We start from the raw sequence: 21,401 nt of genomic DNA, 5'->3' as shown, positions 1-21,401 counted from the left end.
CTCGAGACGGTTTCTGTCTCTTTAGCGGCAGCGATATTTGTCGCGGTCGATCTCGCGACCGAGCAGCGCGCCACCCGCGGCACCGAGCACCGTGCCGAGCAGCTTGTCGCCGCTGCCGGCGATTTCGTGGCCGGCGAGGCCGCCGACTGCGCCGCCGATCAGAAGGCCGGTCGTGCCATTGTCCTTCTTGCAGCGATAACGGCCATCATTGTCGCGCCAGATACGCGTGTTGCGATTGATGCGCTCGTCACGGGCGTAATAGCGGCGATCCTTGTGCTTGCGATAAAAGTCCGACGACTGTTCGAGCCCATGGTAACCTGGCGCCTTCGCGGCGGTAGTCACGCCAGCGTGGAGCGGAGTGGTGCCGAGGACGCTGGCGGCGACGAACGCGCCCATCAGGCCTTTGGTGAAGATACGCATAACAAATCCTTTCCTGGTTCCGCGCTCCGCCCCTTGGCAGGCTCGGGCGCTTCGAGGAGAAAACGAGCCGGCTCCCGATCGCGTTGCATGAACGCTGGGCAACAAGATGAAGTGAGCGCATCCATCGACGAACCGAAAGGCTCTTGCCGCATCGCAGGCGGCATGCGAGAACCCTATTCATGCTCAATATCGGATCGCTCATCATCGGCGCCATCGCCTTGGTTTTGGCCGTTTTTGCGTTCATTCCGCTGCTCGGCTGGGCGAACTGGGTTATCATTCCTTTCGCCGTCATCGGGCTCGCGCTTGGCGCGATGTCGGACAAGACGAGCGGGCGGAACCTCAATATCGTCGTCATCGTCATCGGCGTCGTCCGCCTGATGCTCGGCGGCGGCATCATCTGACCCCTTAGAAGTCGAGCGCCATGGCACAGACACCGGCCCGCGCAGGGACCAATCAGGGCGGGCTGCCCTATGCGCTGGCCGCCTATGGCATCTGGGGCTTCGTCCCGCTCTTCTTCAAGTTGCTGAGCAGTGTCCCGCCAGTCGAGGTGCTGGCGCAGCGGATCGTCTGGTCGCTGCCGCTCTGTTTCCTGATCATGCTCTTTCGTCGACAGATCGGCGAATATCTGGCGGCGCTGAGGGACTGGCGGACACTGCGGCTGCTCATCGTCAGTGCGGTGCTGATCGCGGTCAACTGGCTGGTCTATATCTATTCGATCTTCACCGACCATGTGCTCGCGGCGAGCCTCGGCTATTATCTCAATCCGCTCGTGAACGTGATGCTCGGTATGATCTTCCTCGGCGAACGTTTGTCGCGGCTGCAACTGCTGGCGGTGGTGATCGCGGGCGTTGGGGTTGCGATCCTGCTCGCCGGCGCGCTCGATACGCTGTGGATCAGCCTGACGCTCGCCTTCTCGTTCGGCATCTATGGCCTGATCCGGAAAGTCGTGCCGGTGGGGTCGCTGCCCGGGCTGTCGGTCGAGACGACGGTGTTGCTGTTGCCGTCGCTTGCGGTGTCGGCCTGGTATCTGTGGGCGGGCGACGGGCGCGGCTTCGGATCAGAGGGATCGGTCAGCTTGCTGCTGATGGCCGGGGGCGTCGTCACCGCGGTGCCGCTGCTGCTCTTTGCCACTGCCGCGCGGCGGATGAGCTATGCCGCGCTCGGCTTTGTCCAGTTCCTCGCGCCGACGCTTCAGTTCTTTTTGAGCCTGTTCGTTTTCCACGAGCCCCTGAAACCAGCGCAGCTCGCCTGCTTTATCCTGATCTGGGCGAGCATCGCGGTGTTCAGTTTCGACATGCTGCGCAAGATGCGCGCCGAGCGGATGATCGAGGTGGCATAGGCGGCGCCTCTTTCCTTCTCGTCCTGCCGAACCTGGTCCGGCATCCTTGGTCGCCGTCGCCGCATGGACCCCGGATCAAGTCCGGGGTGACGAAGGAAGCTAAACCAGCCGCCAGCCCAGCGTTTCGCCGGCGTGGAAGGGGACGACCTCGCCGATGCGGTCGGGGACGAGCGTATCGCCGCGTTCCAGGGTCACCGTGCCCTCGTTGAGCGGCAGGCCGTAGAAGCGCGGGCCATGTTCGCTGGCGAAGCCTTCGAAATGGGCCAGCGCATCATCCTCGTCGAACGCCTTGATGTAGCTTTCGAGCGCGTAAGGTGCGTTGAAGATACCCGCGCAGCCGCAGGATGCCTCCTTCGTATGCACCGCGTGCGGCGCGCTGTCGGTGCCGAGGAAGAATTTGGGCGAGCCCGAGGTTGCGGCCGCCCGCACCGCGAGCCGGTGATGCTCACGCTTCGCGACGGGCAGGCAATAGGCGTGCGGGCGAATGCCGCCGACGAGCATCGCGTTACGGTTGATGTGGAGATGCTGCGGGGTGATCGTCGCGGCGACGTTGGCGGGCGCGTCGGCGACGAACTGGGCAGCCTCGGCGGTGGTGATATGTTCGAAGACGATCTTGAGTGCCGGAACCGCGCGGACGAGCGGTTCGAGCGTGCGTTCGATGAACACCGCTTCGCGGTCGAAAATGTCCACATCATGGTCGGTGACCTCGCCGTGGATCAGGAGCGGCATACCGATTTCCTGCATCCTTTCCAGAACGCCCATGATGTTTGCGACGTCGGTAACGCCGTGCGCGCTTCCGGTGGTCGCGTGCGCGGGGTAGAGTTTGGCGGCGGTGAAGACGCCCTCTTCATGGCCGCGCGCCATCTCGTCGGGGTCGCTGTTATCGGTGAGATAGGCGACGATCAGCGGGGTGAAGTCTAGCCCGGCGGGCACCGCGGCGTTGATGCGGTTGCGATACGCCCGGCCTTCGTCGGCGGTGGTCACCGGCGGCGACAGGTTGGGCATGACGATCGCGCGCGCGAACTGGCGCGCGGTATATTGCGCGACATGGTCGAGCATCGCGCCGTCGCGCAGGTGAACATGCCAGTCGTCGGGGCGGCGGATCGTCAGGCGGTCGGTCATGTCAGACTCATCAACTTGCGGGTTGGTTTTGGCTGCCGGGTCCCTAGATTATCGCCATGGCTAATACCACCCTTCACGACCGCGCGCTCATCCGTCTCTCGGGGGAGGACGTCCGCGGTTTCCTGCAAGGGCTCGTCACCAACGACACGTCGGGCAATCTGCCGGTTTGGGCGGCGCTGCTCACTGCGCAGGGCAAGGCGCTGTTCGACTTCCTGATCTGGGCGGACGAGGAGGACGTGCTGATCGATTGCGAGCGCGGTGCGGCGGAGGCGCTGGTGAAGCGCCTGACCTTATATCGTCTGCGCCGCGCGGTCACGATCGCGTTGGAGCCCGAGCTGGCGATCCATTGGGCGCCCGGCGGCGATCTGGGTGTCGTCGATCCGCGGCTGCCCGAACTCGGCCAGCGCTGGCTTGCGCCCGCCGGCGAAGGCGAGGGAGCCGACGCCGCTTGGCGCGCGCACCGGCTCGCGCTGGGCGTCGCCGAAGGCCGCGCCGAACTTGGCGACGGGACGACGTTGTGGCTCGAATGCAATGCGGCTGAATTGAACGGGGTCAGCTTTACCAAGGGCTGTTACGTTGGGCAGGAAAATACCGCGCGGATGAACTGGCGGCAGAAGGTGAACCGGCGCCTCGTCGTGGTACCGATCGCCGAGGCCGACGAAAAAAGGCAGGTCATTGCCTATCCTGAGCTTGGCTGGTCGGTCGAGCATCGGCGGACCGAGGCGATCGATCCCGCTACCGCCCCGGCGTGGATGCGCGAGGGGCTCGCCGCCGGTTCATGACAGATGCAGCTTTTGCTGCTAGGGTCGTAACCCATTCATTGCACGTTCGAGGTCAAGTCCAGAAGGGACGTCGAGATGGGTCCTGACCATAGATCGCGCGGCATGCGCGCTATGCCGATTTCGTTGGCGCTCGTCGCCATTCTCGCAGCCCCCGTTGCTGCAATCGCGGCGCCGGCGTCGCTGTTGCCGACCGCGCCCGAGGCTTCGTCGCCCCCCTCACAACTTGTTCCGCTCGCAGTGGATTCGGCGTGGACGCCGCGCTTTGCGGCGGCAGCCGACGAATTGGTCGCGGCGCTCCGTTCGCGCGACGAGGCGGCGTGGGCACCCTTGCTCGGCGGGCAATGGCTGTCTGCCGCCGACCGCGTGCGCGTCGAAAATCTTCTCGGCGATCGTCACAGTCCGTTCCGGCGCGCGCTTTTCTCCAAAGGCTTCACGCACCGCGCGATCCTCGGCTGGCGCGCCCCTGCATCGCTGAGCGCCGACGAACGTGCCGCGATCGAAGCAGGAAAGGAGGCCGAGGCGATCGTCTGCTGGTCGGCGGGCGGTGACGGCACGGGGCCTTGGCCGGCGACTGCAACCGAGGCCGACAACCGCCCGGGGCGTTCCTATGCCTGCGCGCGGATCGTTTATTCGATCCGTGGGACGACTTCGGCCTGGCGGGCTTTCATCGAACAGGCCCCGGCTTAACCAATAACCAACCTGTGTTTGCGAAAAGGCGCCGCATGATGGGGCGTTTTCTTGGCTTGGCCGCGGTGATCGCGGTGGCGTCGATCGGGATGGCGGGGATCGCCGGACGGTCGGCCAGCGATGCGCGCGCGTCGGCCGAAAACGCCGACGACGCCCACAGCAACTGGACGACGCAGCGCGGCAGGCGCGGCGGATGGTCGTCCGAACCATCGCCGGCGTCCCGATCATCGGGCGGGGAGGTGAGGCTCGGCCGGTCCGGCGACTCGCATTTTTACGCCGATGCGGAAATCGATGGCACGAACGTCCGCATGATGGTCGACAGCGGCGCGTCGATCATCGCACTCACCCGCCGCGATGCCGAAGCGATCGGGATCGACGTCGACGACCTGCCGGTCAGCGGGATGGCGCGCACTGCGGGCGGCGACGTGCCGATGCGGACGGTCATGCTCGACAGCGTCGAAGTCGACGGGCTCGAAGTGCGGCAGGTGCAGGCCGCGGTCGTCGACGCCGACATGGGTGTGTCGCTGCTTGGCCAAAGCTTCCTCTCGAAACTCGACGCGGTGAATGTTGAGGGCGATACGATGACGCTGCGCTGAGGCGGCGCAGACTTGCCAAAGCGGGCCAATTTCCCCACATCGAGCGCCATGAACGCTCCCACCCCCCCGATGCGCGCGGCGATCGTGCCGGTTACCGCTTTCCAGCAGAATTGCACCTTGCTGTGGTGCACCGCGACGAACAAGGCTGCATTTGTCGATCCCGGCGGCGACCTGCCCAAGCTGAAGGAAGCGGTCAAGCAGACCGGCGTTGAGGTCGAGAAGATCCTCGTCACCCATGGGCATATGGATCATTGCGGACAGGCGGGGATGCTGGCGAAAGAGCTGGGCGTGCCGATCGAGGGGCCGCACGAGGACGACCGGTTCTGGATCGAAGCCTTTGCTGAGGATGGCGCGCGTTTCGGCATGGTCGGCGAATCCTTCGAGCCCGACCGCTGGCTGGTCGACGGCGACACGGTGACCGTCGGCAATCTGGAGATCGACGTCATCCATTGCCCGGGGCACACGCCGGGGCATGTCGTCTTTCATCACGCGCCGTCGAAGCTGGCGATTGTCGGCGACGTGATCTTTCAGGGCTCGATCGGGCGCACCGATTTCCCCCGCGGCAATCACCAGCAGCTGCTCGATTCGATCACGCAGAAGCTGTGGCCGCTCGGCGGCGACACTACCTTCCTCCCGGGGCACGGCGCTCACAGCAATTTCGCCCACGAACGGCGGACCAACCCGTTCGTGAGCGATATGGCGCTGGGCAGCTAGGATCAGCGCGGTTCGGCGGCTACCGTTTCGATTTCGGTCGTCGTGATGTTCGTCGGTGTCGTATAGACGATCGCGAGTGCGCCGAGGGCGAGGCCGAGCTGGGTGAGCATGGTGATGATCGTGCCGGCCATGCGGCCCCACATCATCCCGTCCATGCCCATCGCGTGCAGGATACGGCCGACGAGGTAAAGCGCGCCGACTCCCCACAGCCACATCGACGAGCCGAAGCCGAGTTCGACGAGCGCGAGCAGGATCAGGACAAAGGCCGTATTTTCGACGAAATTGCTATGCGCGCGCATGCGGCGCGTCAAAAGGTCATTGCCGCCATCGCCGATGAAGACCTTTTCCCTGGTCCGCACGCGGCCGACTCGGATCGAGAGCCACAGGTTGAGCAGCGCCGCGCCGGCGGCGATCGTCAGGCTGATCGGCAAGATTATCATGTTATGTCCCCCCCTATTGGCCGGCATTCCGGCAGTGCGAGAGATGTGGCAGCGCTGAGTGAGTAGGGCAAGCATGTGTAGCTCCGCACGGTGAGGGGAATGAAGTCGGCGCTATTCCTGCGCGCAATGGGCTTGCCTTTGCGGGCAAAAACGCTATAGCCGCGCCCGATCCGGCACCCGACACCATCTGGCGTTGAGGCACCTTCCGGCAGAAGATTTTCCCGCTCCATTCGGGCGGGAACAGGCTTCGGCTTGGCGGGCGGGCCAGTCATTTCCGGCGACGGGACTGACAAATCCGGGCAGCCGATTCGTGACACACTATTTGAGAATGCAGGAAAAATCATGGCCGTTCCCAAGCGAAAAACCTCGCCCTCGAAGCGCGGCATGCGTCGCAGCCACGACAGCCTGAAGGTCGAAGCCTTCCAGGAATGCCCGAACTGCGGCGAGCTGAAGCGCCCGCACAATCTTTGCAACGCCTGCGGCCATTATAACGGCCGCGAAGTGGTGTCGGTCGGCGCGTAAAATCAGGCCGGAGGGCATTAGATGGCACTGACACCGCGAATCGCAATCGATGCGATGGGCGGTGACGTCGGCGTGCGCGTGATGCTCGCCGGCGCTGCGATGGCGCGCCACCAGCATGATGGCCTCCGCTTCCTGCTCGTAGGCGACGAAGTACGGATCAAGGCGGCGCTCGAAAACCACCCCAATCTGCGCGCGGCGTCGGATATTCTCCACACCGACGGCGTGGTTTCGGGCGAGGACAAGCCCAGCCAGGCGATCCGCAAGGCCAAGAGCACCTCGATGGGGCTCGCAATCGACGCGGTAAAGCGCGGCGATGCGGGCGGCGCCGTGTCCGCGGGCAATACCGGCGCGCTGATGGCGATGGCGAAGCTGGCGCTGCGCACGATGCCCGGGATCGACCGGCCGGCGCTCGCCGCATTGTTGCCGACGCTCGGCGATAATGACGTCGTCATGCTCGACCTTGGCGCCAACACCGATTGCGACGCCAACAACCTCATCCAGTTCGCGGTCATGGGCGCAGCCTATGCGCGCACCGCGATGGGCCTCCAAAAGCCGCGCGTCGCGCTGCTGAATATCGGTACCGAAGAATTGAAGGGCACCGACGAGATCCGTGATGCCGCGGCGCGGCTGCGCGAGGCGCACGGGCTGCCGATGGAATTTGCCGGCTTCATCGAAGGCGATAAATTGTCGCGCGGCAATGTGGATGTCATCGTCCACGACGGTTTTTCGGGCAACATCGCATTGAAAACGATCGAGGGCACGGCGCGTTTCGTGACCGACCTGCTCCGCCGCGCCTTCACCAGCTCGACGCGGTCGAAGATCGGCTTCCTGATCTCGCGCCCCGCGACCGAGTTGCTGCGCCACCATCTCGACCCCAATAATCACAACGGCGCGGTGTTCCTTGGCCTCAACGGCGTGGTGCTCAAAAGCCATGGCAGCGCCGATGCGAAGGGGGTCGCCAATTGCGTCCACTTGTGCGCCGAGCTGATCGAAAAGGACATTACGCGCCAGGTGACCGAAGATCTTGCGAATTTCCGCAGTGGCGCAGCCGCATGACGCGCCGCGCGATTCTGGCCGGGACCGGATCGGCGCTGCCGCGCACGCGGGTGTCGAATGCGGAGCTCGCCGAGCGCGTCGATACCAGCGACGAATGGATCGTCGAGCGAACCGGCATCCGTTTCCGCCATATTGCCGAACCCGATGAAACGACAGCGACGCTTGGCGCTGATGCGGCGAAAGAGGCGCTTCAGGCCGCAGGGCTCCAGCCGGCGGATATCGGCCTGATCATCGTGGCGACGGCCACCCCAGACAATACATTTCCCGCCAGCGCGACCAAGGTGCAGGCGTTGATTGGTGCACCCGATTGCATCGCCTTCGACGTGGCCGCCGTTTGCTCCGGTTTCCTCTATGCGGTGTCGGTCGCCGACGCGATGCTGCGCACCGGCGCCGCGAGGCATGCGCTGGTGATCGGAAGCGAAACCTTCAGTCGTATCCTCGATTGGGAAGATCGAACGACCTGCGTGCTGTTCGGCGACGGCGCCGGTGCGGTCGTGCTGTCGGCAGAAGAGGTCGAGGACGATCGAGGCATCCTTGCGACGCGGCTTCACGCCGAAGGGCAATATTGCGACATGCTTTATGTCGATGGCGGGCCGTCGACGACCGGAACGGTCGGCCATGTCCGGATGCAGGGCCGCGAGGTGTTTCGTCATGCGGTCACCAACCTTGCCTCGGTGCTCGGTGAAGTGATGGCCGACGTCGGCCTGTCGGCCGAGCAGATCGACTGGGTCGTTCCCCACCAGGCGAACAAGCGGATCATCGACGCGACGGCCAAAAAGCTGGGCCTGCCCTCCGAACGCGTCGTGCTGACCGTGGACCAGCACGCCAATACATCGGCCGCGTCGGTGCCGCTCGCGCTCGATCTTGCAGTGCGCGACGGCCGCATCAAGCGCGGCGATCTGGTCGTGCTCGAAGCGATGGGCGGCGGCTTTACCTGGGGTGCGGCGGTGTTGCGGATATAGCCATCACCCCGGCGCATGAACTTCTCGCTCCATCCGTTTCAGTTTGGAGGATTAATTCGCATTTGTTACATAGATAAACGGGACTCGCGACGGTGGGGGCTGTCGGAGACCCGTTCGCTCATGTGCTTTACGAGGGGGAAGGGATCAACATGACTGCAGGGACGCTCACCCGGGCCGACATTGCGACGCGGATCAACCAGCAGATCGGCCTGTCGCGCAACGAATCAGCGACGATCGTCGAATCGATCCTGGATCATATGTCCGACGCGCTCGCAACCGGACAGAATGTGAAGATTTCGGGGTTCGGCACCTTTGTCCTGCGCGACAAGGCGCAGCGCATCGGCCGCAATCCCAAGACAGGTATCGAAGTGCCGATCCTGCCGCGCCGGGTCATGACCTTTCGCGCCAGCCAGACGATGCGTGGCCGCGTTGCCGGTAAATAGCCGGGGCTTTTCCCGTGAAGGGTCCTGACATGCCCGACGATGGCGGCAAGGCGTCCGGCGCCATGCTCGCCATCGGCGAACTCGCCGTCCGCATCGGCGTCCCGACGCACGTTCTGCGCTATTGGGAAACGCGCTTTCCCCAGTTGAAGCCGCTCCAGCGTTCGGGGCGCCGTCGCTATTACCGCGCCGAGGATGTCGCGCTGGCCGAGCAGATTCACGATCTGCTGCACGTGCGGGGTTTTACCGTCGAGGGTGCGCGCAAGGCGCTGTCGGATTCGGGCACGGGCGTCACGCAGGCGTCGCGGGCTTATCATGCTCCGGAGGAAGGGGGCGCACCGGCAAAAGGCATTGCTGCCGGGGTGCCCGTCGAAGCCTTGATCCGACTTCGCCAGCGGCTTGTCGCCGCGCTGGGTTAGGCCGCGTCCTTCAATCCTCGTCCATTGCCGGCGCTAGCGCCGGATCGAGGTCGCGCGGCCGGATGAAACCGACGAAGCGCGCCATGCCCGTGTCGAGATCGTGCCAATCGGCGATATCGAGCTCGAGGCGGGCGAGCGCCGAGGTCGGCAGCTTTTCCTCGACCCTGGCGCGAAGCATGTCTTCTTCGGTTTCGGGGACGAGCATGAGGATCAGATCCTCCAGCCCCGGATTATGACCCGAGATCAGGAGGTGCTGGGCGTCGCGGCCGGTGTCGCGGATAACGTCGATCAACGTCGCGGCGGAGGCGAGATAGATGCGGCGGTCCCAATGTGGTTCGAGGCTGTCGAGGCTGGCGGCAGGCTGGAAGATATCGAGCGTTTCGGTCACGCGCACCGCAGGCGAGGCGACGATGCGATCGACGGGTAGCTTCTGCCGCTTCAGCCATTGCCCGATCAATTCGGCGCCGCGCGCGCCGCGTTTGTTGATCGGCCGGTCGAAATCGCGTTCGACCTGCACGTCCCAACCCGATTTGGCGTGGCGCAAAATGGTCAGAGTTTTCAAAATCGCTCCCCGAACTGCCTTCGTCCCCTCAACCGGACGCTCTGTGCCGCAATCTTATGACGGTGAAAAGGCGGGATATGCGCTTTTTCGCTGTTCGACATTCGCCGCAGCGACATGATGGACCGCTTCGTCGAGCGGCAGGCGGCGGACCGGGGTGCCTTCGGGGAAGGCGCTGAGCAGCCGTGACGGAAAGCTGGGTGAGAGCATCACAAACTGTCCGAAATCGTCGGCGCGGCGGATCAGGCGGCCGAACGCCTGCCCGATACGCGCGCGGATGACCATGTCGTCATAGGCACTGCCGCCCTGCGCCGCGCGCCGCGCCGCGTGGAGGATCGTCGGGCGGGGCCAGGGAACGCCTTCCATCACGACGAGGCGCAGCGAGTCGCCGGGCACGTCGACGCCATCGCGCAGCGCATCGGTGCCGAGCAGCGAAGCATGGGGATCGGCGCGAAAGATATCGACGAGCGTGCCGGTGTCGAGCGGGTCGACATGTTGCGCATAGAGCGGCAGGCCAGCGCGCGCGAGGCGGTCGGCGATACGCGAATGGACGATGCGTAGGCGCCGGATCGCGCTGAACAGCCCCAATGCGCCGCCGCCCGATGCCTCGATCAGCCGACTGTACGCGCCAGCGAGCGCGGGAAGGTCGCCGCGCGCGATGTCGGTGACGATCAGCACTTCGGATTGGCGCGCATAATTGAACGGGCTCGGCACCGCGAAATGCTGGACGCCGCCGTCCAGGTGGCGTGCACCGGTGCGGATATCGGCGTCGGTCCAGCCGCCGCCGCCATGCCCGCCTCCGCGCAAGGTTGCTGAGGTGACGAGAACGCCCTGCGCGGGACGGTAAACGACCTCGGCGATCGGGCGCGCAGGGTCGAGCCAGTGACGATGGAGGCCGCAGTCAAATTCTCGCCCGTCGTACCGGCCGACCGCGAGCCAGTCGACAAAATCGGGGTCCGCGGGTCCGCCGACGCGCCCGAGCAGCGACAGCCAGCCGCCCAATGTGTCGATGCGGGTGCCGAGGCTGTGACGCGCGCCGTCGACGCGCGCGCGGGCCTGCCCGTCGAGCCAGTCGGGCGGATCCTCGATTAGCGCTTCGAGCCGTTTGCCGAGCGCCATCAATGGACGAAGCAGCGCCTCGATCGCATCGCTCGCGCTCGCGGCGGCGGTGACGAGTTCGGGGTCGGGGTCGGCAAGCTCGGTTTCGAGGCCGTAGCCGGTGTCGGCGGTGCGGCTGTCGATCCCGCGCGCATAGACCATGGCGCGGACGGCAACGAGCAGGCGTTCGATGGCGCCCCACGGCTCGTTTTCGGACAAGCGGCCGAGCCAGCCGTCGCCGGGCAGTTCGGCGGCAGCCGCGATCGCGGCCTGAATTGCCCTGTCGCCCGCCTCGTCATAGCTTGCGACATCGGCGAGCCGTGCGGCGAGCCCGCGGCGGCGTCCGCGCGACTTGCCCTCGGGACCGAGCACCCAGCGGCGGATCTCGACCGCTTCCTGTCCGGTGAGTGCTGCGGCGAACATGCTGTCGGCGGCGTCCCACAAATGATGGCCTTCGTCGAAGATCAGCCGCGTCGCGGGCGCGCCGCCGTCGCGGGGGCGCGCCGCTTGCACCATCGTCAGCGCATGATTGGCGATGACGATATCCGCCTGCGTCGCGGCGCGCGCCGAATGTTCAATGAAGCATTTGCGGAAATGCGGGCAGCCTGCATAGATGCACTCGCCGCGGCGGTCGGTGAGCGCGGTGGTTCCGTTGCGGCGGAAGAGCGCGGGCAACCAGCCGGGCAGGTCGCCGCCGATCATGTCGCCGTCGCGCGTATAGGCCGCCCAGCGCGCGACGAGCTGCGCGAGAATCGCAGCGCGCCCGGAAAAGCCGCCCTGCAGTGCGTCCTCCAGATTGAGCAGGCAGAGATAATTTTCGCGCCCCTTGCGCACGACGACCTTTTCACGGTGCGTGGCGGCGTCGGGGTAGAGCCGTTCGGTCTCGCGCGATAGCTGGCGTTGTAGCGCCTTGGTGAAGGTCGAGATGCAGACGCTGCCCGCCGACTGGTCGATCCACTGCTTTGCGGGGGCGAGATAGCCCAATGTCTTGCCGATGCCGGTCCCGGCCTCGGCGACGAGCATCTGCGGCGCGTCCTTGCGTTCGCGCGGTTCGAAGATCGTGGTGGTGGCGCGGGCATAATCCTGCTGGCCCGGCCGGCGTTCGGCGCCGTGGCCGGTGAGCCGGTCAAGGCGTGCCGTTACATCGTCGGGGTTGATCGTGACCTGACGCGGCGCTCCGCGCGGGGGCTGCTCTTCCCATTCGGGCAGCCGCGCGAAGAGCCAACGTTCGTTACCCTCGGGGACCGTCAGACGCGATTGGATGAGCGGTGACCAGGGCCAGCGTTGACGCGACAGCGCCTGGGCGCTGTGCCAGGCACCCTCGCGCTCGGGCCAGTCGGCATCGTCGAGGCTTGCGAGCATTGCAGTGGCCGCTCTGGGAAGGAAAGCGGCGATTTCCTCTTCGGCCTTTGGCGGGGCGAGTTCGATTACGCTCGCGATGCCAGCGGGCGTGGGGACGGCGAAACGCGCGGGATAGAGGAAGGCGAAGAGTTCGAGCAGGTCGAGCCCCGAGAGTTCAGGATAGCCAAGCCGGTCGCCGGTCAGCGTCGCGTTGAGAAGCAGGTGCGGGGTTGCCGCGACCGCGGCGATCGCCTCGCCGCGTCCGACGCGCTGGACGCGGCCGTACGTGTCGGCGATCCAGATACCGACGTGGCTCGCGTGGATCGCGGGAAGAGTGAGCGGGGCGGGCGCCATCGTTCCACGCTAGGGACAAAAGGCGAACGCGGCAAGGCGAACCCGATCCTTCCGATCGCTTCGCGACAGGGATGATCGAAAGTCAGCTCAGCCCGCGGCGTCCGAATACCGCCGGGCGGTTGCGGTGGAAAATCTGCGCGGGTTCGATCATCGCCGCGCCGCGTGCGTTCCCGAGGGCCTTGTACAGCGCGCCGTGCGTCAGTTCATAGGGGAAGCGCACGCCCATGCGGTCGAATTCGGACCACATGACGACGGCGTAGGTGACTTCGCCTGCATAGTGGATTTCGCAGCGCGAGCGCGCCGGCATGCTTGCCCCGTCGATCCGCGCGCCACCTTCGGACAGGTCGGTGATCCTGCCGTCGACGAAGCTCAGCACGCCGTTGACGGTGACGTCGATCGAGACCGGGGTGCGCTTGTGGCTGCGGGCCGTGGGGGTGCGGAAATTGTCCATGTACGGGATGCTATGCCGTCATGGTAAATATTCCGGTAACGATGTTGCGTCGCGCCGGGACAATTTTGCCTTTCGATTCGACCGCGCTTCCCGCTATGGGCGCTGCCATGACTGACCTGCATCTTCACTCTTCGCTGCGCGAACCCGCGCAAACGTCCAAGGCCTGGCCGTTCGAGGAAGCGCGCAAGCTGGTCAAACGCTATCCCGAAGGCAAGCCGGGCGGTGAAGCGGTGCTGTTCGAGACCGGCTATGGTCCCTCGGGGCTGCCGCATATCGGCACCTTCAATGAAGTGCTGCGCACGACCATGGTGCGCCGCGCCTATGAAGCGCTGACCGGCGGCGCGCCGACGCGGCTGGTTGCGTTCAGCGACGATATGGATGGACTGCGCAAGGTTCCCGACAATGTGCCGCAGCAGGATATGCTACGCGAGCATCTCGGCAAGCCACTGACCGCGATCCCCGATCCGTTCGGCAAGTATGAGAGTTTCGCACATCATAACAATGCGATGCTGCGCGAGTTTCTCGATCGTTTCGGCTTCGAATATGAATTCGTCAGCTCGACCGAGCAATATAAGGCGGGCGCGTTCGACGAGGCGCTGAAGAATGTCCTGCGCCATAACCAGGACATTCTCGACATCATGTTGCCGACGCTGCGCGCCGAGCGCGCCGCGACCTATTCGCCGATCCTGCCGGTGAGCCCCAAGTCGGGGATCGTGTTGCAGGTGCCGGTGACCGTCGTCGATGCCGACGCGGGGCTCGTATCGTTCGAGGATGAGGGCGAGACGATCACGCATTCGGTCCTAGGCGGCGGCGCGAAGCTGCAGTGGAAGGTCGATTGGGCGATGCGTTGGGTCGCGCTCGGCGTCGATTACGAGATGTATGGCAAGGACCTGACCGACAGCGGCGTCCAGTCGGGCAAGATTGCCAAGGCGCTTGGCGGGCGCAAGCCCGAGGGGCTGATCTACGAGATGTTTCTCGACGAAAAGGGCGAGAAGATTTCGAAATCGAAGGGTAATGGCCTCTCGATCGAGGAGTGGCTGCGCTATGGCAGCGAGGAAAGCCTCGCCTTTTTCGCGTTCCGCGAGCCGAAGGCGGCGAAGCAGCTGCATATTGGCGTCGTGCCGAAGGCGGTCGACGAATATCTGCAGATGCGCGGTAATTATCCGTCGCAGGAGGCCGACAAGAAGCTGGGAAATCCGGTGCATCATGTCCATGTGGCGCGCGGGCAGGGCGTGCCGGCGACCGAATTGCCGGTGACCTTCGGGTTGCTCCTGAACCTGGTCGGGGTGATGGGCGCCGACGCGTCGAAGGAGCAGATCTGGCGCTACCTTGGCCAATATGTCGCGGGTGCCGATGCAGCGACTTATCCCGAACTCGACCGGCTGATCGACAATGCGATGGCGTATAACCGCGACTATGTCGCGCCGACGCTGAAGCGCCGCAAGCCAGTGGGTGGCGAAGTCGCTGCGCTGAAGGAACTCGACGACCGACTCGCCGCGCTCGCCGTCGATGCGTCGGCCGACGACATCCAGAATATCGTCTATGAGATCGGCAAGAACGAAGCCTATGGCTTTGAAAATCTGCGCGATTGGTTCAAGGCGCTCTACGAGACGCTGCTCGGGTCGAGCGCGGGGCCGCGGATGGGCAGCTTTATCGCGCTGTTCGGCATCGACAACACGCGGCGGCTGATCGCCGAGGCACTCGCCTGAGAGGGACGCATATGGCGGCTTATGAACTTGCGCAGATCAATATCGGGCGCTTTCGCTTGCCGCCCGAACATGTTGCCAACCGCGATTTCATGGACGCGCTCGACCATGTGAATGCGGTTGCCGAGGCGGCCGACGGCTTTATCTGGCGGCTGACTGGCGAGGGCAATAATGCGACCGACGTGCCCGTCACCGACGATCCGCATGTGATCGCGAACATGTCGGTGTGGCGCGATATCGATGCGCTTGCCGCGTATGTCTATCGCACGCCTGACCATCTGACGGTGATGAAGCGGCGCAAGGAATGGTTCGAGCACATGGCGGTCTATCAGGCGCTGTGGTGGGTGCCCGCCGGACATCGTCCGACCGTCGCCGAGGGCATGGCGCGGATCGCGATGATTGCGGCGCATGGCCCGACCGCAGAAGCCTTCACCTTCAAACGGCCCTTTGCCGCGCCCGACGGCACGCCAGCGTTGCCGGTGCAGGATGAGTGCGCATGATCGATATCTTCACGACCGGCGGGACGATCGACAAAGTCTATTTCGATGCGTTGAGCGAGTTCCAGATCGGCCCGGCGGCGATCCCCGATATGCTGCGTGAGAATAACGTCCATATCGCGCACCGCGTGACCCAGCTGATGCGCAAGGACAGCCTCGAGCTCGACGACGCCGACCGCGAGGCGATCCGCGCCGCGGTTGCGGCGAGCGATGCGTCGCGCATCCTCGTCACCCACGGCACCGACACGATGGTCGTCACCGGGCGCGTGCTCGCGGGGATCGAAGGCAAGACGATCGTGATGACGGGGGCGATGCAGCCCGCGTCGGTGCGCGCGAGCGATGCAGAGTTCAATGTCGGATTTGCATTGGCCGCGGTGCAGACGTTGCCGCCTGGCGTCTATGTCGCGATGAACGGGATGATCTTCGACCCCGAGAAGACGGTGAAGGATCGCGCGGGCGCTCGCTTCGTACAGGAAGGCTGATCAGCCGGCCGCGGTGACCCGCCGCAGCACCGCGGCATAATTCGGCGCGATCGTCATCATATCATGCTTGCCCGCACGGCCAAGCGCGGCGTGGACTTGCGGCAGGCGATAGCAGGGCACGCCCATGAACAGGTGATGTTCGGCGTGATAATTCACCCAATATGGAGCGACCGTCGCGCGCGCGAGCCAGCCCGCATGCGTGGTGCGCGCGTGAGTGAAGGGATCTTCGCTGCCCGTCGTCGTGCAAGCATGTTCGGCGATATTGCGAATGCGCAGATAAAGCTGGAAGGTCGTCGCGAGCCCGGCGAGCCAGAGCAGCCAAGGTGTCCAGCCATAGAGCGCGAGCGACAGGGCGAGCAACACTGTCTGGACGATCAGGAAACGTCCGACCGCGCGGGTCACCGCCATCGCGCCCGCGACGTCGATCGTCGGTGACGTCATGCCGTCGTCGGACTGTTTGTTAAAGGGGGTTCCCGCCTTGGTGCTCGCGCCGCTCTTTTGCGCCGCCTCGCCCCGAAGCATCGCCTTCAGCCCGACGAAGGCGAAGCCGAATTGCGCCATACGCTGCTTGAGGAAGGTCTGGCCGGTGAGATCGCGCAGCATTTTGCGGCGCAGGCTGGCGCGCGTCGTGGGAAAGGGTTTCGACAACGCGAGGTCGGGGTCTTCGGGCTGCTGGGTGAATTTATGGTGCTGGAGATGATAGGTGCGATAGGCGATCAGGTCCGATCCGACCGCCGCGCCGGTCAGCCATTGGCCCATGAAATTATTGAGCTTTCTGTTCGGGTGTAGCGCGCCATGCGCGGCGTCGTGCATCAGGATTGCAAGCCCGAGCTGGCGTCCGCCGACGAAGACCACCGCCAAAGCCCAAGCCAGCGGGTTTTGCGACCAGGCGGCGAGACCGACGAGCGCAATGCTGACGATCCACGCGTGCGCCACGAGCCAGATGCCGCGCCAGGACGAGGCACGCGTGATAGCGGACCATTCGGCGCGGTCGAAAAAGCGATCGGGCGGAAAGAGGCGAACAGCGGGCATGGGGCACCATATCAAGTTGCGAACAGAAACCCAACCCCTTCCGTTTTGGCACAATATCGGGTGAAACCAGCGCGCGCTGGTAAGGATTTGGAAAGGCTTTCGGGACAGGGAACGGGCGGGACCAGACGGCAGGAATATCGGGAATTTGGGGGTTCGGCGTAACATCATCAGGCCTGCGACCGGCGAAGCGTCTCTGGACGAATCGCTGTTTGATTCGCCCGAGTTCGTGACGCGCCTGATGCGTGTGGCGCAGCTGTGGCATTATGTGCTGATCAGCCGCGTTCTTGCGTTCCTGACTTTCGCTTTCGTTCCGGGCGTGGCGGGCTTCCTGCATCATCCGTCGCAATGGCTCGTCATGGCGGCTGGCCTGCCTTGCGACATCCTGCTGACGGTGATCGGGCAGGCGATGCGCCGCCCGCGTCCCTTGCCGACGAAGCGGCTGCGGGCGCTGGTGATGACCTGTATGGGGCTCGTCGCGTTCGGCAGCCTGCTCAACGCCGCGGCGATGTTCGCCGCGATCGCGGTCCCCGACGGCAGTCGCTATTTCGATGCCTTCGCCGCAATCCAGATCGGGTCCCTGCTCGTCGCAGCCTCGGCAGTCGTGATCGTGCGCCCCGCCTTTTTCGCTTTTGCCGGCACGACGGCACTAGGTGGGGCCATCGGCGTGGCGTCGTGGCCCTTCGGAGTTGCGGGGCTGATATTCCTTGGCCTGCTGATCGTGATGATGCGCGAGGATATCCGGCACCAGCGGCGGGCAACCCGCGCTGCGCGTCTGGCGATGAGCGATCAGGAACGGGCGCTGAACCTGATGCGCGATTTCGAACGCGCGGGACGCGGCTGGTTCTGGGAAACCGATCGCCATGGGCATCTTGTCTATATCTCGCCGACCGTCGCGGCGCGGCTCGACCGGCCGCTTGCCGACCTGCTCGGCCACCCGTTTACCGACATCATCCGCAAACGGATCGGCAATGACGAGAGCGAGGAACGCACCCTCGGCTTCAGCTTGTCGTCTCGCACGCCGTTCAAGGAGTTGACCGTTCAGGCGGCGGTCCCCGGCGAGGAGCGCTGGTGGTCGATATCGGGGCAGCCGATCAGCAACGAGCTGGGGAACTTCCAAGGATTCCGGGGCAGCGGCACCGACCTGACCGACAAGAAGAGGTCGGAACGCGAAATTAACCAGCTCGCGCGCTACGACACGCTGACGGGCCTTGCGAACCGGCGCCATATCACCGACCTGCTCGAACGCGCGCTGAAAAGCCACAGCGGACAGGCGCAGCCGTGCGCGCTGCTGCTGATGGACCTCGACCGGTTCAAGGCGGTCAACGACACGCTGGGGCATCCGGTGGGCGACCAGCTGTTGCAGCAGGTTGCCGGGAGGCTGACGCAGATCGTCGGCGACAAGGGGCAGGTGGGCCGGCTGGGCGGCGACGAGTTCCAGATCGTCGTGCCGCAGATGATCCAGCCCGAGAAGCTGGCCGGCATCGCCAATGCGATCATCCTGAGTCTGGCCAAGCCCTTTTCGATCGAAGGCGAGCAGGTCCGTATCGGATCGTCGATCGGCATTGCGGTATCCGAGGGGCAGGGGGTGAGCGCCTCCGCGTTGGTGCGCAACGCCGACCTCGCGCTTTATGCCGCGAAGGATGCGGGGCGCGGCGTCTATCGCTTCTACGCCGATGCGATGCACAATCAGGCGAGCGAGCGCAAAGCGATCGAAGATGCGCTGCGCGATGCGCTGGTGAAGGACGAGCTGAAGCTGCTCTATCAGCCGATCGTCGATGTCGGCAGCGAACGGATCACCGGATTCGAGGCGCTGATCCGATGGCATCATGCCACGGGGGGCCTGATCAGCCCGTCGAAATTCATCCCGGTGGCCGAAGAATCGAACCTGATCGTTCCAATCGGCGAATGGATCATCCGCACCGCTTGCGCGACGATCGCGCAGCTTGGGCCCGGTTACCGGGTCGCGGTGAACGTCTCGCCGCGCCAGTTCGCGAACGAAAAGCTGCCGGGGACGATCCTAAGCGCGGTGTCGGCGGCAGGAATCCGTCCCGAGCAACTCGAACTCGAAATTACCGAGGGCGTCTTCCTCGACGAAAGTCCCGAGAATCTGGCGATGTTCCAGAAGCTGAAACGAACCGGCGTGCGGCTGGCGCTCGACGATTTCGGCACCGGCTATTCGGCGCTCGGCTATCTGAAGAAGGCGCCGTTCGACAAGATCAAGATCGACCAGAGCTTCGTGCTCGGCGCCGCCGACCCGAGCAGCATGAATGCAGCGATCATCTCGTCGATCGTCGGCCTTGCCACTGCGCTGAACATGGAAACGACGGCCGAGGGCGTCGAAACGCACGACGACCTGGCGCTGATCCGCGGGCTCGGGTGCAGCCATGTCCAGGGCTATATCTATGGCAAGCCGATGGACCTCGCCGAGGTGCTGGCGCTGCTGCGCGAGGGCGGGGGGCGGGTCGAGGCCAATGGTTTCAAGAGCGCGCGCGAGCCGCGGCTCACCATTTTCCGTACGATCCAGGTCGCTAGCGGCGGCTATCAATATGAGGCGATCGTCCGCAACATGTCGTCGCGCGGCGCGCTGGTCGAGGGATTGTGGAATGTCCCGCCCGGGACGCCGCTGACGCTCGAGTTCGGGCCGGACCAGGTTTTCGATGCCGAGGCGCGCTGGTCGGAGGGCAATCGCGTCGGCGTGCAATTCGCCGCCGCGATCGACATCGAAGCGCTGATCGGGCCGAAGACATTTCCGTCGGCGCGGGGACGGGTCCGCCGCGCCGCCTGACGCGCCCGATCAGTCGGCGATCCGGCCGCGCGCCATGACCCAATCGACCTTTTCGAGCGCGCTGACATCGGCGAGAGGGTCGCCTGACACGGCGACCATGTCGGCCGACATGCCTGGCGCGATGCGGCCGATCTCGTTTTCCATCGACAGCAGTTTCGCGGCGACGGTCGTCGCGCTGGCCAGCGCTTCTTGCGGGGTCAGTCCATATTTGACGAGCAGGGCGAACTCGCCGCCGTTGCGGCCATGTTCGAACACGCCGGCATCGGTGCCGAAGGCGACCGGCACGCCGAGCGCCTTCGCGCGCGTCACCGCCTTGCCGACGTCGTTCAGCGTCATGCGCACCTTGTCCTCGACCGTCGGGGTGTAAATTCCCTTGCCGAGCCGTTCGCGGATCCCCTCGAACGCCATCAGGGTCGGGACGAGATAGGTGCCCTTAGCCTTCATCACCTTCAGCGTCGCATCGTCGGCGAAAGTGCCATGTTCGATGCTGTCGATCCCCGCCGCGGCCGAAGCCGTGATCCCGCCCGCGCCGTGGGCATGCGCCATGACCTTCAGGCCCAGCGAATGCGCGGTGTCGGCGATGCTTTGGAGTTCGGCGCTGGTGAAATGCCCTTCGAGCCCCCGCGCCTGTTGCGACAACACGCCGCCGGTCGCGGTGATCTTGATGACATCGGCGCCGGCGCGCGACGCCTTGCGGACCTTTTCGGCGCATTCGAGCGGACCCGTGCAGGTATAGCCCTGGTCGAGCACGGCGTGGACGTCTTCGCGAAAGCCGGTGACGTCGCCGTGCCCGCCGATGATCGACAGCGCGGGGCCAGCGGCGACAATGCGCGGCCCTTCGATAAAGCCGTTCGCGGTACCGCGGCGCAGCGCATAGGCGGTATACTGCGCCGATCCCGCCTCGCGGACGGTGGTGAAGCCCGCGCGCAAGGTGATTGCGGCGTTCTTTGCGCCAACGACGACACCCCATTCGTCGGGATCGACCGACGCCGCGCGATAATCGTCGCCGGGATCGCCGGTGAGGTGGACGTGAAGGTCGATAAGGCCGGGAAGCAATGTCCTGTCGCCGAGGTCGACGACTTCGGCGCCCGCAGGTGCTTCGGTGCGGCCCGGAGTGACCGCGGTGATGCGGTCGTCGGTAATGGTGACGGTAGAGGGGCCTTGTGCGGGTTTGCTAGCGTCGGTGATGACGCGGCCCGCATAAATGACAGTGGTCTTCGCGTGCGCCGTCGTTCCGAGCAGCGCGAGCGTCGCTGCCGCGACCATTCCGAATTTGCGCATGAAATCTCCCCTGTTTGATGCACCATCGTGGCGCGGCAAGCGAGGGAGGGCAAGGGGGCATGGCGGGAAGCCATTTTGAGGCAAAGTCGATGCTTAAAGCCACAAAAGCCCCGCGTGCGCGCGTCGAAACTGTGTCCTTTGTGGCTTTAGGGGCATCCCAAGACCTGTTTGCGCAAGCCGTCGATTTCAAAGAGCCGGCGAAGGCTGACACGGCGCGACAATGTAGGACAGCAGTTTTTGTGGGGGAGCGATGGTGGCTTAGGGGTGGGGAGCGGACGTCAAAAATCCTCCCAGCCGCGAAGCGATGGGGAGGGGG

At 64.9% G+C, this 21,401-nt stretch carries 23 protein-coding genes; 15 read left to right on the top strand and 8 right to left on the bottom strand.

Going from position 1 to position 21,401, the window contains the following annotated elements; translation table 11 throughout:
- Window positions 1-21: 21 nt before the first annotated feature.
- Window positions 22-420 carry a glycine zipper 2TM domain-containing protein gene (locus ATE71_RS18870; protein WP_058804893.1) on the bottom strand — a complete coding sequence of 133 codons (399 nt, stop codon included), beginning with the start codon at window positions 418-420 and terminating at the stop codon, window positions 22-24.
- A gap of 179 nt (window positions 421-599) precedes the next feature.
- Between ATE71_RS18870 and ATE71_RS18865 the strand changes: the two genes are divergently transcribed.
- Window positions 600-821, top strand: a complete 222-nt coding sequence (locus ATE71_RS18865) for a hypothetical protein (protein ID WP_058804891.1) — start codon at window positions 600-602, stop codon at window positions 819-821.
- A gap of 20 nt (window positions 822-841) precedes the next feature.
- The gene (gene rarD, locus ATE71_RS18860) at window positions 842-1,759 is read left to right on the top strand and encodes an EamA family transporter RarD (protein WP_058804889.1); all 918 of its coding nucleotides are present in this window, start codon (window positions 842-844) and stop codon (window positions 1,757-1,759) included.
- Between the two features lie 99 nt (window positions 1,760-1,858).
- On the opposite strand, the gene pyrC is transcribed toward rarD, so the two are convergent.
- A complete protein-coding gene (gene pyrC, locus ATE71_RS18855) occupies window positions 1,859-2,881 on the bottom strand; it encodes a dihydroorotase (protein WP_058804886.1) in 1,023 nt (340 codons plus the stop codon).
- A 56-nt stretch (window positions 2,882-2,937) separates the two neighbouring features.
- Between pyrC and ATE71_RS18850 the strand changes: the two genes are divergently transcribed.
- The 4 genes from ATE71_RS18850 (at window position 2,938) to ATE71_RS18835 (ending at window position 5,660) form a co-directional block, all read left to right on the top strand.
- Window positions 2,938-3,663 (top strand): YgfZ/GcvT domain-containing protein, encoded by a 726-nt coding sequence (locus tag ATE71_RS18850; RefSeq protein ID WP_058804884.1) that lies wholly within the window; start codon window positions 2,938-2,940, stop codon window positions 3,661-3,663.
- 111 nt (window positions 3,664-3,774) lie between these two features.
- Window positions 3,775-4,350, top strand: coding sequence for a hypothetical protein (locus ATE71_RS18845; protein WP_058804882.1), 576 nt, complete (start codon window positions 3,775-3,777; stop codon window positions 4,348-4,350).
- A 35-nt stretch (window positions 4,351-4,385) separates the two neighbouring features.
- Window positions 4,386-4,946 carry a TIGR02281 family clan AA aspartic protease gene (locus ATE71_RS18840; protein WP_058804880.1) on the top strand — a complete coding sequence of 187 codons (561 nt, stop codon included), beginning with the start codon at window positions 4,386-4,388 and terminating at the stop codon, window positions 4,944-4,946.
- A gap of 48 nt (window positions 4,947-4,994) precedes the next feature.
- Window positions 4,995-5,660, top strand: a complete 666-nt coding sequence (locus ATE71_RS18835) for an MBL fold metallo-hydrolase (RefSeq protein WP_058804879.1) — start codon at window positions 4,995-4,997, stop codon at window positions 5,658-5,660.
- A 2-nt stretch (window positions 5,661-5,662) separates the two neighbouring features.
- Here ATE71_RS18835 and ATE71_RS18830 read toward each other — a convergent pair whose 3' ends face one another.
- Window positions 5,663-6,100 (bottom strand): MAPEG family protein, encoded by a 438-nt coding sequence (locus ATE71_RS18830; protein ID WP_201022988.1) that lies wholly within the window; start codon window positions 6,098-6,100, stop codon window positions 5,663-5,665.
- Window positions 6,101-6,442: 342 nt separating this feature from the next.
- Here ATE71_RS18830 and rpmF point away from each other — a divergent pair, with 342 nt between their 5' ends.
- From rpmF to ATE71_RS18805, 5 genes are all read left to right on the top strand, one after another.
- Window positions 6,443-6,622 carry a 50S ribosomal protein L32 gene (gene rpmF / locus ATE71_RS18825; RefSeq protein WP_011541714.1) on the top strand — a complete coding sequence of 60 codons (180 nt, stop codon included), beginning with the start codon at window positions 6,443-6,445 and terminating at the stop codon, window positions 6,620-6,622.
- A gap of 21 nt (window positions 6,623-6,643) precedes the next feature.
- The gene (plsX, locus tag ATE71_RS18820) at window positions 6,644-7,678 is read left to right on the top strand and encodes a phosphate acyltransferase PlsX (protein WP_058804878.1); all 1,035 of its coding nucleotides are present in this window, start codon (window positions 6,644-6,646) and stop codon (window positions 7,676-7,678) included.
- On the top strand, window positions 7,675-8,640 hold the full coding sequence (locus ATE71_RS18815) for a beta-ketoacyl-ACP synthase III (protein ID WP_058804877.1): 966 nt from the start codon (window positions 7,675-7,677) through the stop codon (window positions 8,638-8,640). Before plsX ends, ATE71_RS18815 begins: the two co-directional genes overlap by 4 nt.
- A gap of 149 nt (window positions 8,641-8,789) precedes the next feature.
- Window positions 8,790-9,083: an integration host factor subunit alpha gene (locus tag ATE71_RS18810; RefSeq protein ID WP_058804876.1), complete on the top strand. Its 294-nt coding sequence runs from the start codon at window positions 8,790-8,792 to the stop codon at window positions 9,081-9,083.
- 29 nt (window positions 9,084-9,112) lie between these two features.
- Window positions 9,113-9,499 (top strand): MerR family transcriptional regulator, encoded by a 387-nt coding sequence (locus ATE71_RS18805; RefSeq protein WP_058804875.1) that lies wholly within the window; start codon window positions 9,113-9,115, stop codon window positions 9,497-9,499.
- Between the two features lie 10 nt (window positions 9,500-9,509).
- Here ATE71_RS18805 and ATE71_RS18800 read toward each other — a convergent pair whose 3' ends face one another.
- From ATE71_RS18800 to ATE71_RS18790, 3 genes are all read right to left on the bottom strand, one after another.
- The gene (locus ATE71_RS18800; protein WP_058804874.1) at window positions 9,510-10,061 is read right to left on the bottom strand and encodes a SixA phosphatase family protein; all 552 of its coding nucleotides are present in this window, start codon (window positions 10,059-10,061) and stop codon (window positions 9,510-9,512) included.
- A 54-nt stretch (window positions 10,062-10,115) separates the two neighbouring features.
- On the bottom strand, window positions 10,116-12,851 hold the full coding sequence (locus ATE71_RS18795; protein WP_058804873.1) for an ATP-dependent DNA helicase: 2,736 nt from the start codon (window positions 12,849-12,851) through the stop codon (window positions 10,116-10,118).
- 82 nt (window positions 12,852-12,933) lie between these two features.
- A complete protein-coding gene (locus tag ATE71_RS18790) occupies window positions 12,934-13,302 on the bottom strand; it encodes a PilZ domain-containing protein (RefSeq protein WP_058804872.1) in 369 nt (122 codons plus the stop codon).
- A gap of 107 nt (window positions 13,303-13,409) precedes the next feature.
- Between ATE71_RS18790 and ATE71_RS18785 the strand changes: the two genes are divergently transcribed.
- From ATE71_RS18785 to ATE71_RS18775, 3 genes are read left to right on the top strand one after another with little or no spacing between them, the layout of a single operon-like run.
- Window positions 13,410-15,011 carry a lysine--tRNA ligase gene (locus ATE71_RS18785; RefSeq protein ID WP_058804935.1) on the top strand — a complete coding sequence of 534 codons (1,602 nt, stop codon included), beginning with the start codon at window positions 13,410-13,412 and terminating at the stop codon, window positions 15,009-15,011.
- A gap of 11 nt (window positions 15,012-15,022) precedes the next feature.
- Window positions 15,023-15,508, top strand: a complete 486-nt coding sequence (locus ATE71_RS18780) for a DUF3291 domain-containing protein (protein ID WP_058804871.1) — start codon at window positions 15,023-15,025, stop codon at window positions 15,506-15,508.
- Window positions 15,505-15,987, top strand: coding sequence for an asparaginase domain-containing protein (locus ATE71_RS18775; protein ID WP_058804870.1), 483 nt, complete (start codon window positions 15,505-15,507; stop codon window positions 15,985-15,987). Before ATE71_RS18780 ends, ATE71_RS18775 begins: the two co-directional genes overlap by 4 nt.
- On the opposite strand, the gene ATE71_RS18770 is transcribed toward ATE71_RS18775, so the two are convergent.
- Complete coding sequence (locus tag ATE71_RS18770) at window positions 15,988-17,019, bottom strand: fatty acid desaturase family protein (RefSeq protein WP_058804869.1); 1,032 nt, start codon at window positions 17,017-17,019, stop codon at window positions 15,988-15,990.
- A gap of 226 nt (window positions 17,020-17,245) precedes the next feature.
- On the opposite strand from ATE71_RS18770, the gene ATE71_RS18765 reads away from it, so the two are divergent.
- Window positions 17,246-19,804, top strand: a complete 2,559-nt coding sequence (locus ATE71_RS18765; protein ID WP_235588075.1) for an EAL domain-containing protein — start codon at window positions 17,246-17,248, stop codon at window positions 19,802-19,804.
- A 9-nt stretch (window positions 19,805-19,813) separates the two neighbouring features.
- On the opposite strand, the gene ATE71_RS18760 is transcribed toward ATE71_RS18765, so the two are convergent.
- Window positions 19,814-21,085, bottom strand: coding sequence for a metal-dependent hydrolase family protein (locus tag ATE71_RS18760; RefSeq protein ID WP_058804867.1), 1,272 nt, complete (start codon window positions 21,083-21,085; stop codon window positions 19,814-19,816).
- Window positions 21,086-21,401: the final 316 nt, after the last annotated feature.

It is taken from the genome of Sphingopyxis sp. H115 (assembly GCF_001468465.1).
Lineage (GTDB): Bacteria > Pseudomonadota > Alphaproteobacteria > Sphingomonadales > Sphingomonadaceae > Sphingopyxis.
This window is presented reverse-complemented; position numbering and strand designations above follow the sequence as displayed.

Coding starts and splice junctions, on each gene's coding strand:
- ATE71_RS18870 (WP_058804893.1), bottom strand. CDS start 420: ATGCGTATCTTCACCAAAGGCCTGATGGGCGCGTTCGTCGCCGCCAGC.
- ATE71_RS18865 (WP_058804891.1), top strand. CDS start 600: ATGCTCAATATCGGATCGCTCATCATCGGCGCCATCGCCTTGGTTTTG.
- rarD (WP_058804889.1), top strand. CDS start 842: ATGGCACAGACACCGGCCCGCGCAGGGACCAATCAGGGCGGGCTGCCC.
- pyrC (WP_058804886.1), bottom strand. CDS start 2,881: ATGACCGACCGCCTGACGATCCGCCGCCCCGACGACTGGCATGTTCAC.
- ATE71_RS18850 (WP_058804884.1), top strand. CDS start 2,938: ATGGCTAATACCACCCTTCACGACCGCGCGCTCATCCGTCTCTCGGGG.
- ATE71_RS18845 (WP_058804882.1), top strand. CDS start 3,775: ATGCCGATTTCGTTGGCGCTCGTCGCCATTCTCGCAGCCCCCGTTGCT.
- ATE71_RS18840 (WP_058804880.1), top strand. CDS start 4,386: ATGATGGGGCGTTTTCTTGGCTTGGCCGCGGTGATCGCGGTGGCGTCG.
- ATE71_RS18835 (WP_058804879.1), top strand. CDS start 4,995: ATGAACGCTCCCACCCCCCCGATGCGCGCGGCGATCGTGCCGGTTACC.
- ATE71_RS18830 (WP_201022988.1), bottom strand. CDS start 6,100: ATGATAATCTTGCCGATCAGCCTGACGATCGCCGCCGGCGCGGCGCTG.
- rpmF (WP_011541714.1), top strand. CDS start 6,443: ATGGCCGTTCCCAAGCGAAAAACCTCGCCCTCGAAGCGCGGCATGCGT.
- plsX (WP_058804878.1), top strand. CDS start 6,644: ATGGCACTGACACCGCGAATCGCAATCGATGCGATGGGCGGTGACGTC.
- ATE71_RS18815 (WP_058804877.1), top strand. CDS start 7,675: ATGACGCGCCGCGCGATTCTGGCCGGGACCGGATCGGCGCTGCCGCGC.
- ATE71_RS18810 (WP_058804876.1), top strand. CDS start 8,790: ATGACTGCAGGGACGCTCACCCGGGCCGACATTGCGACGCGGATCAAC.
- ATE71_RS18805 (WP_058804875.1), top strand. CDS start 9,113: ATGCCCGACGATGGCGGCAAGGCGTCCGGCGCCATGCTCGCCATCGGC.
- ATE71_RS18795 (WP_058804873.1), bottom strand. CDS start 12,851: ATGGCGCCCGCCCCGCTCACTCTTCCCGCGATCCACGCGAGCCACGTC.
- ATE71_RS18790 (WP_058804872.1), bottom strand. CDS start 13,302: ATGGACAATTTCCGCACCCCCACGGCCCGCAGCCACAAGCGCACCCCG.
- ATE71_RS18785 (WP_058804935.1), top strand. CDS start 13,410: ATGACTGACCTGCATCTTCACTCTTCGCTGCGCGAACCCGCGCAAACG.
- ATE71_RS18780 (WP_058804871.1), top strand. CDS start 15,023: ATGGCGGCTTATGAACTTGCGCAGATCAATATCGGGCGCTTTCGCTTG.
- ATE71_RS18775 (WP_058804870.1), top strand. CDS start 15,505: ATGATCGATATCTTCACGACCGGCGGGACGATCGACAAAGTCTATTTC.
- ATE71_RS18770 (WP_058804869.1), bottom strand. CDS start 17,019: ATGCCCGCTGTTCGCCTCTTTCCGCCCGATCGCTTTTTCGACCGCGCC.
- ATE71_RS18760 (WP_058804867.1), bottom strand. CDS start 21,085: ATGCGCAAATTCGGAATGGTCGCGGCAGCGACGCTCGCGCTGCTCGGA.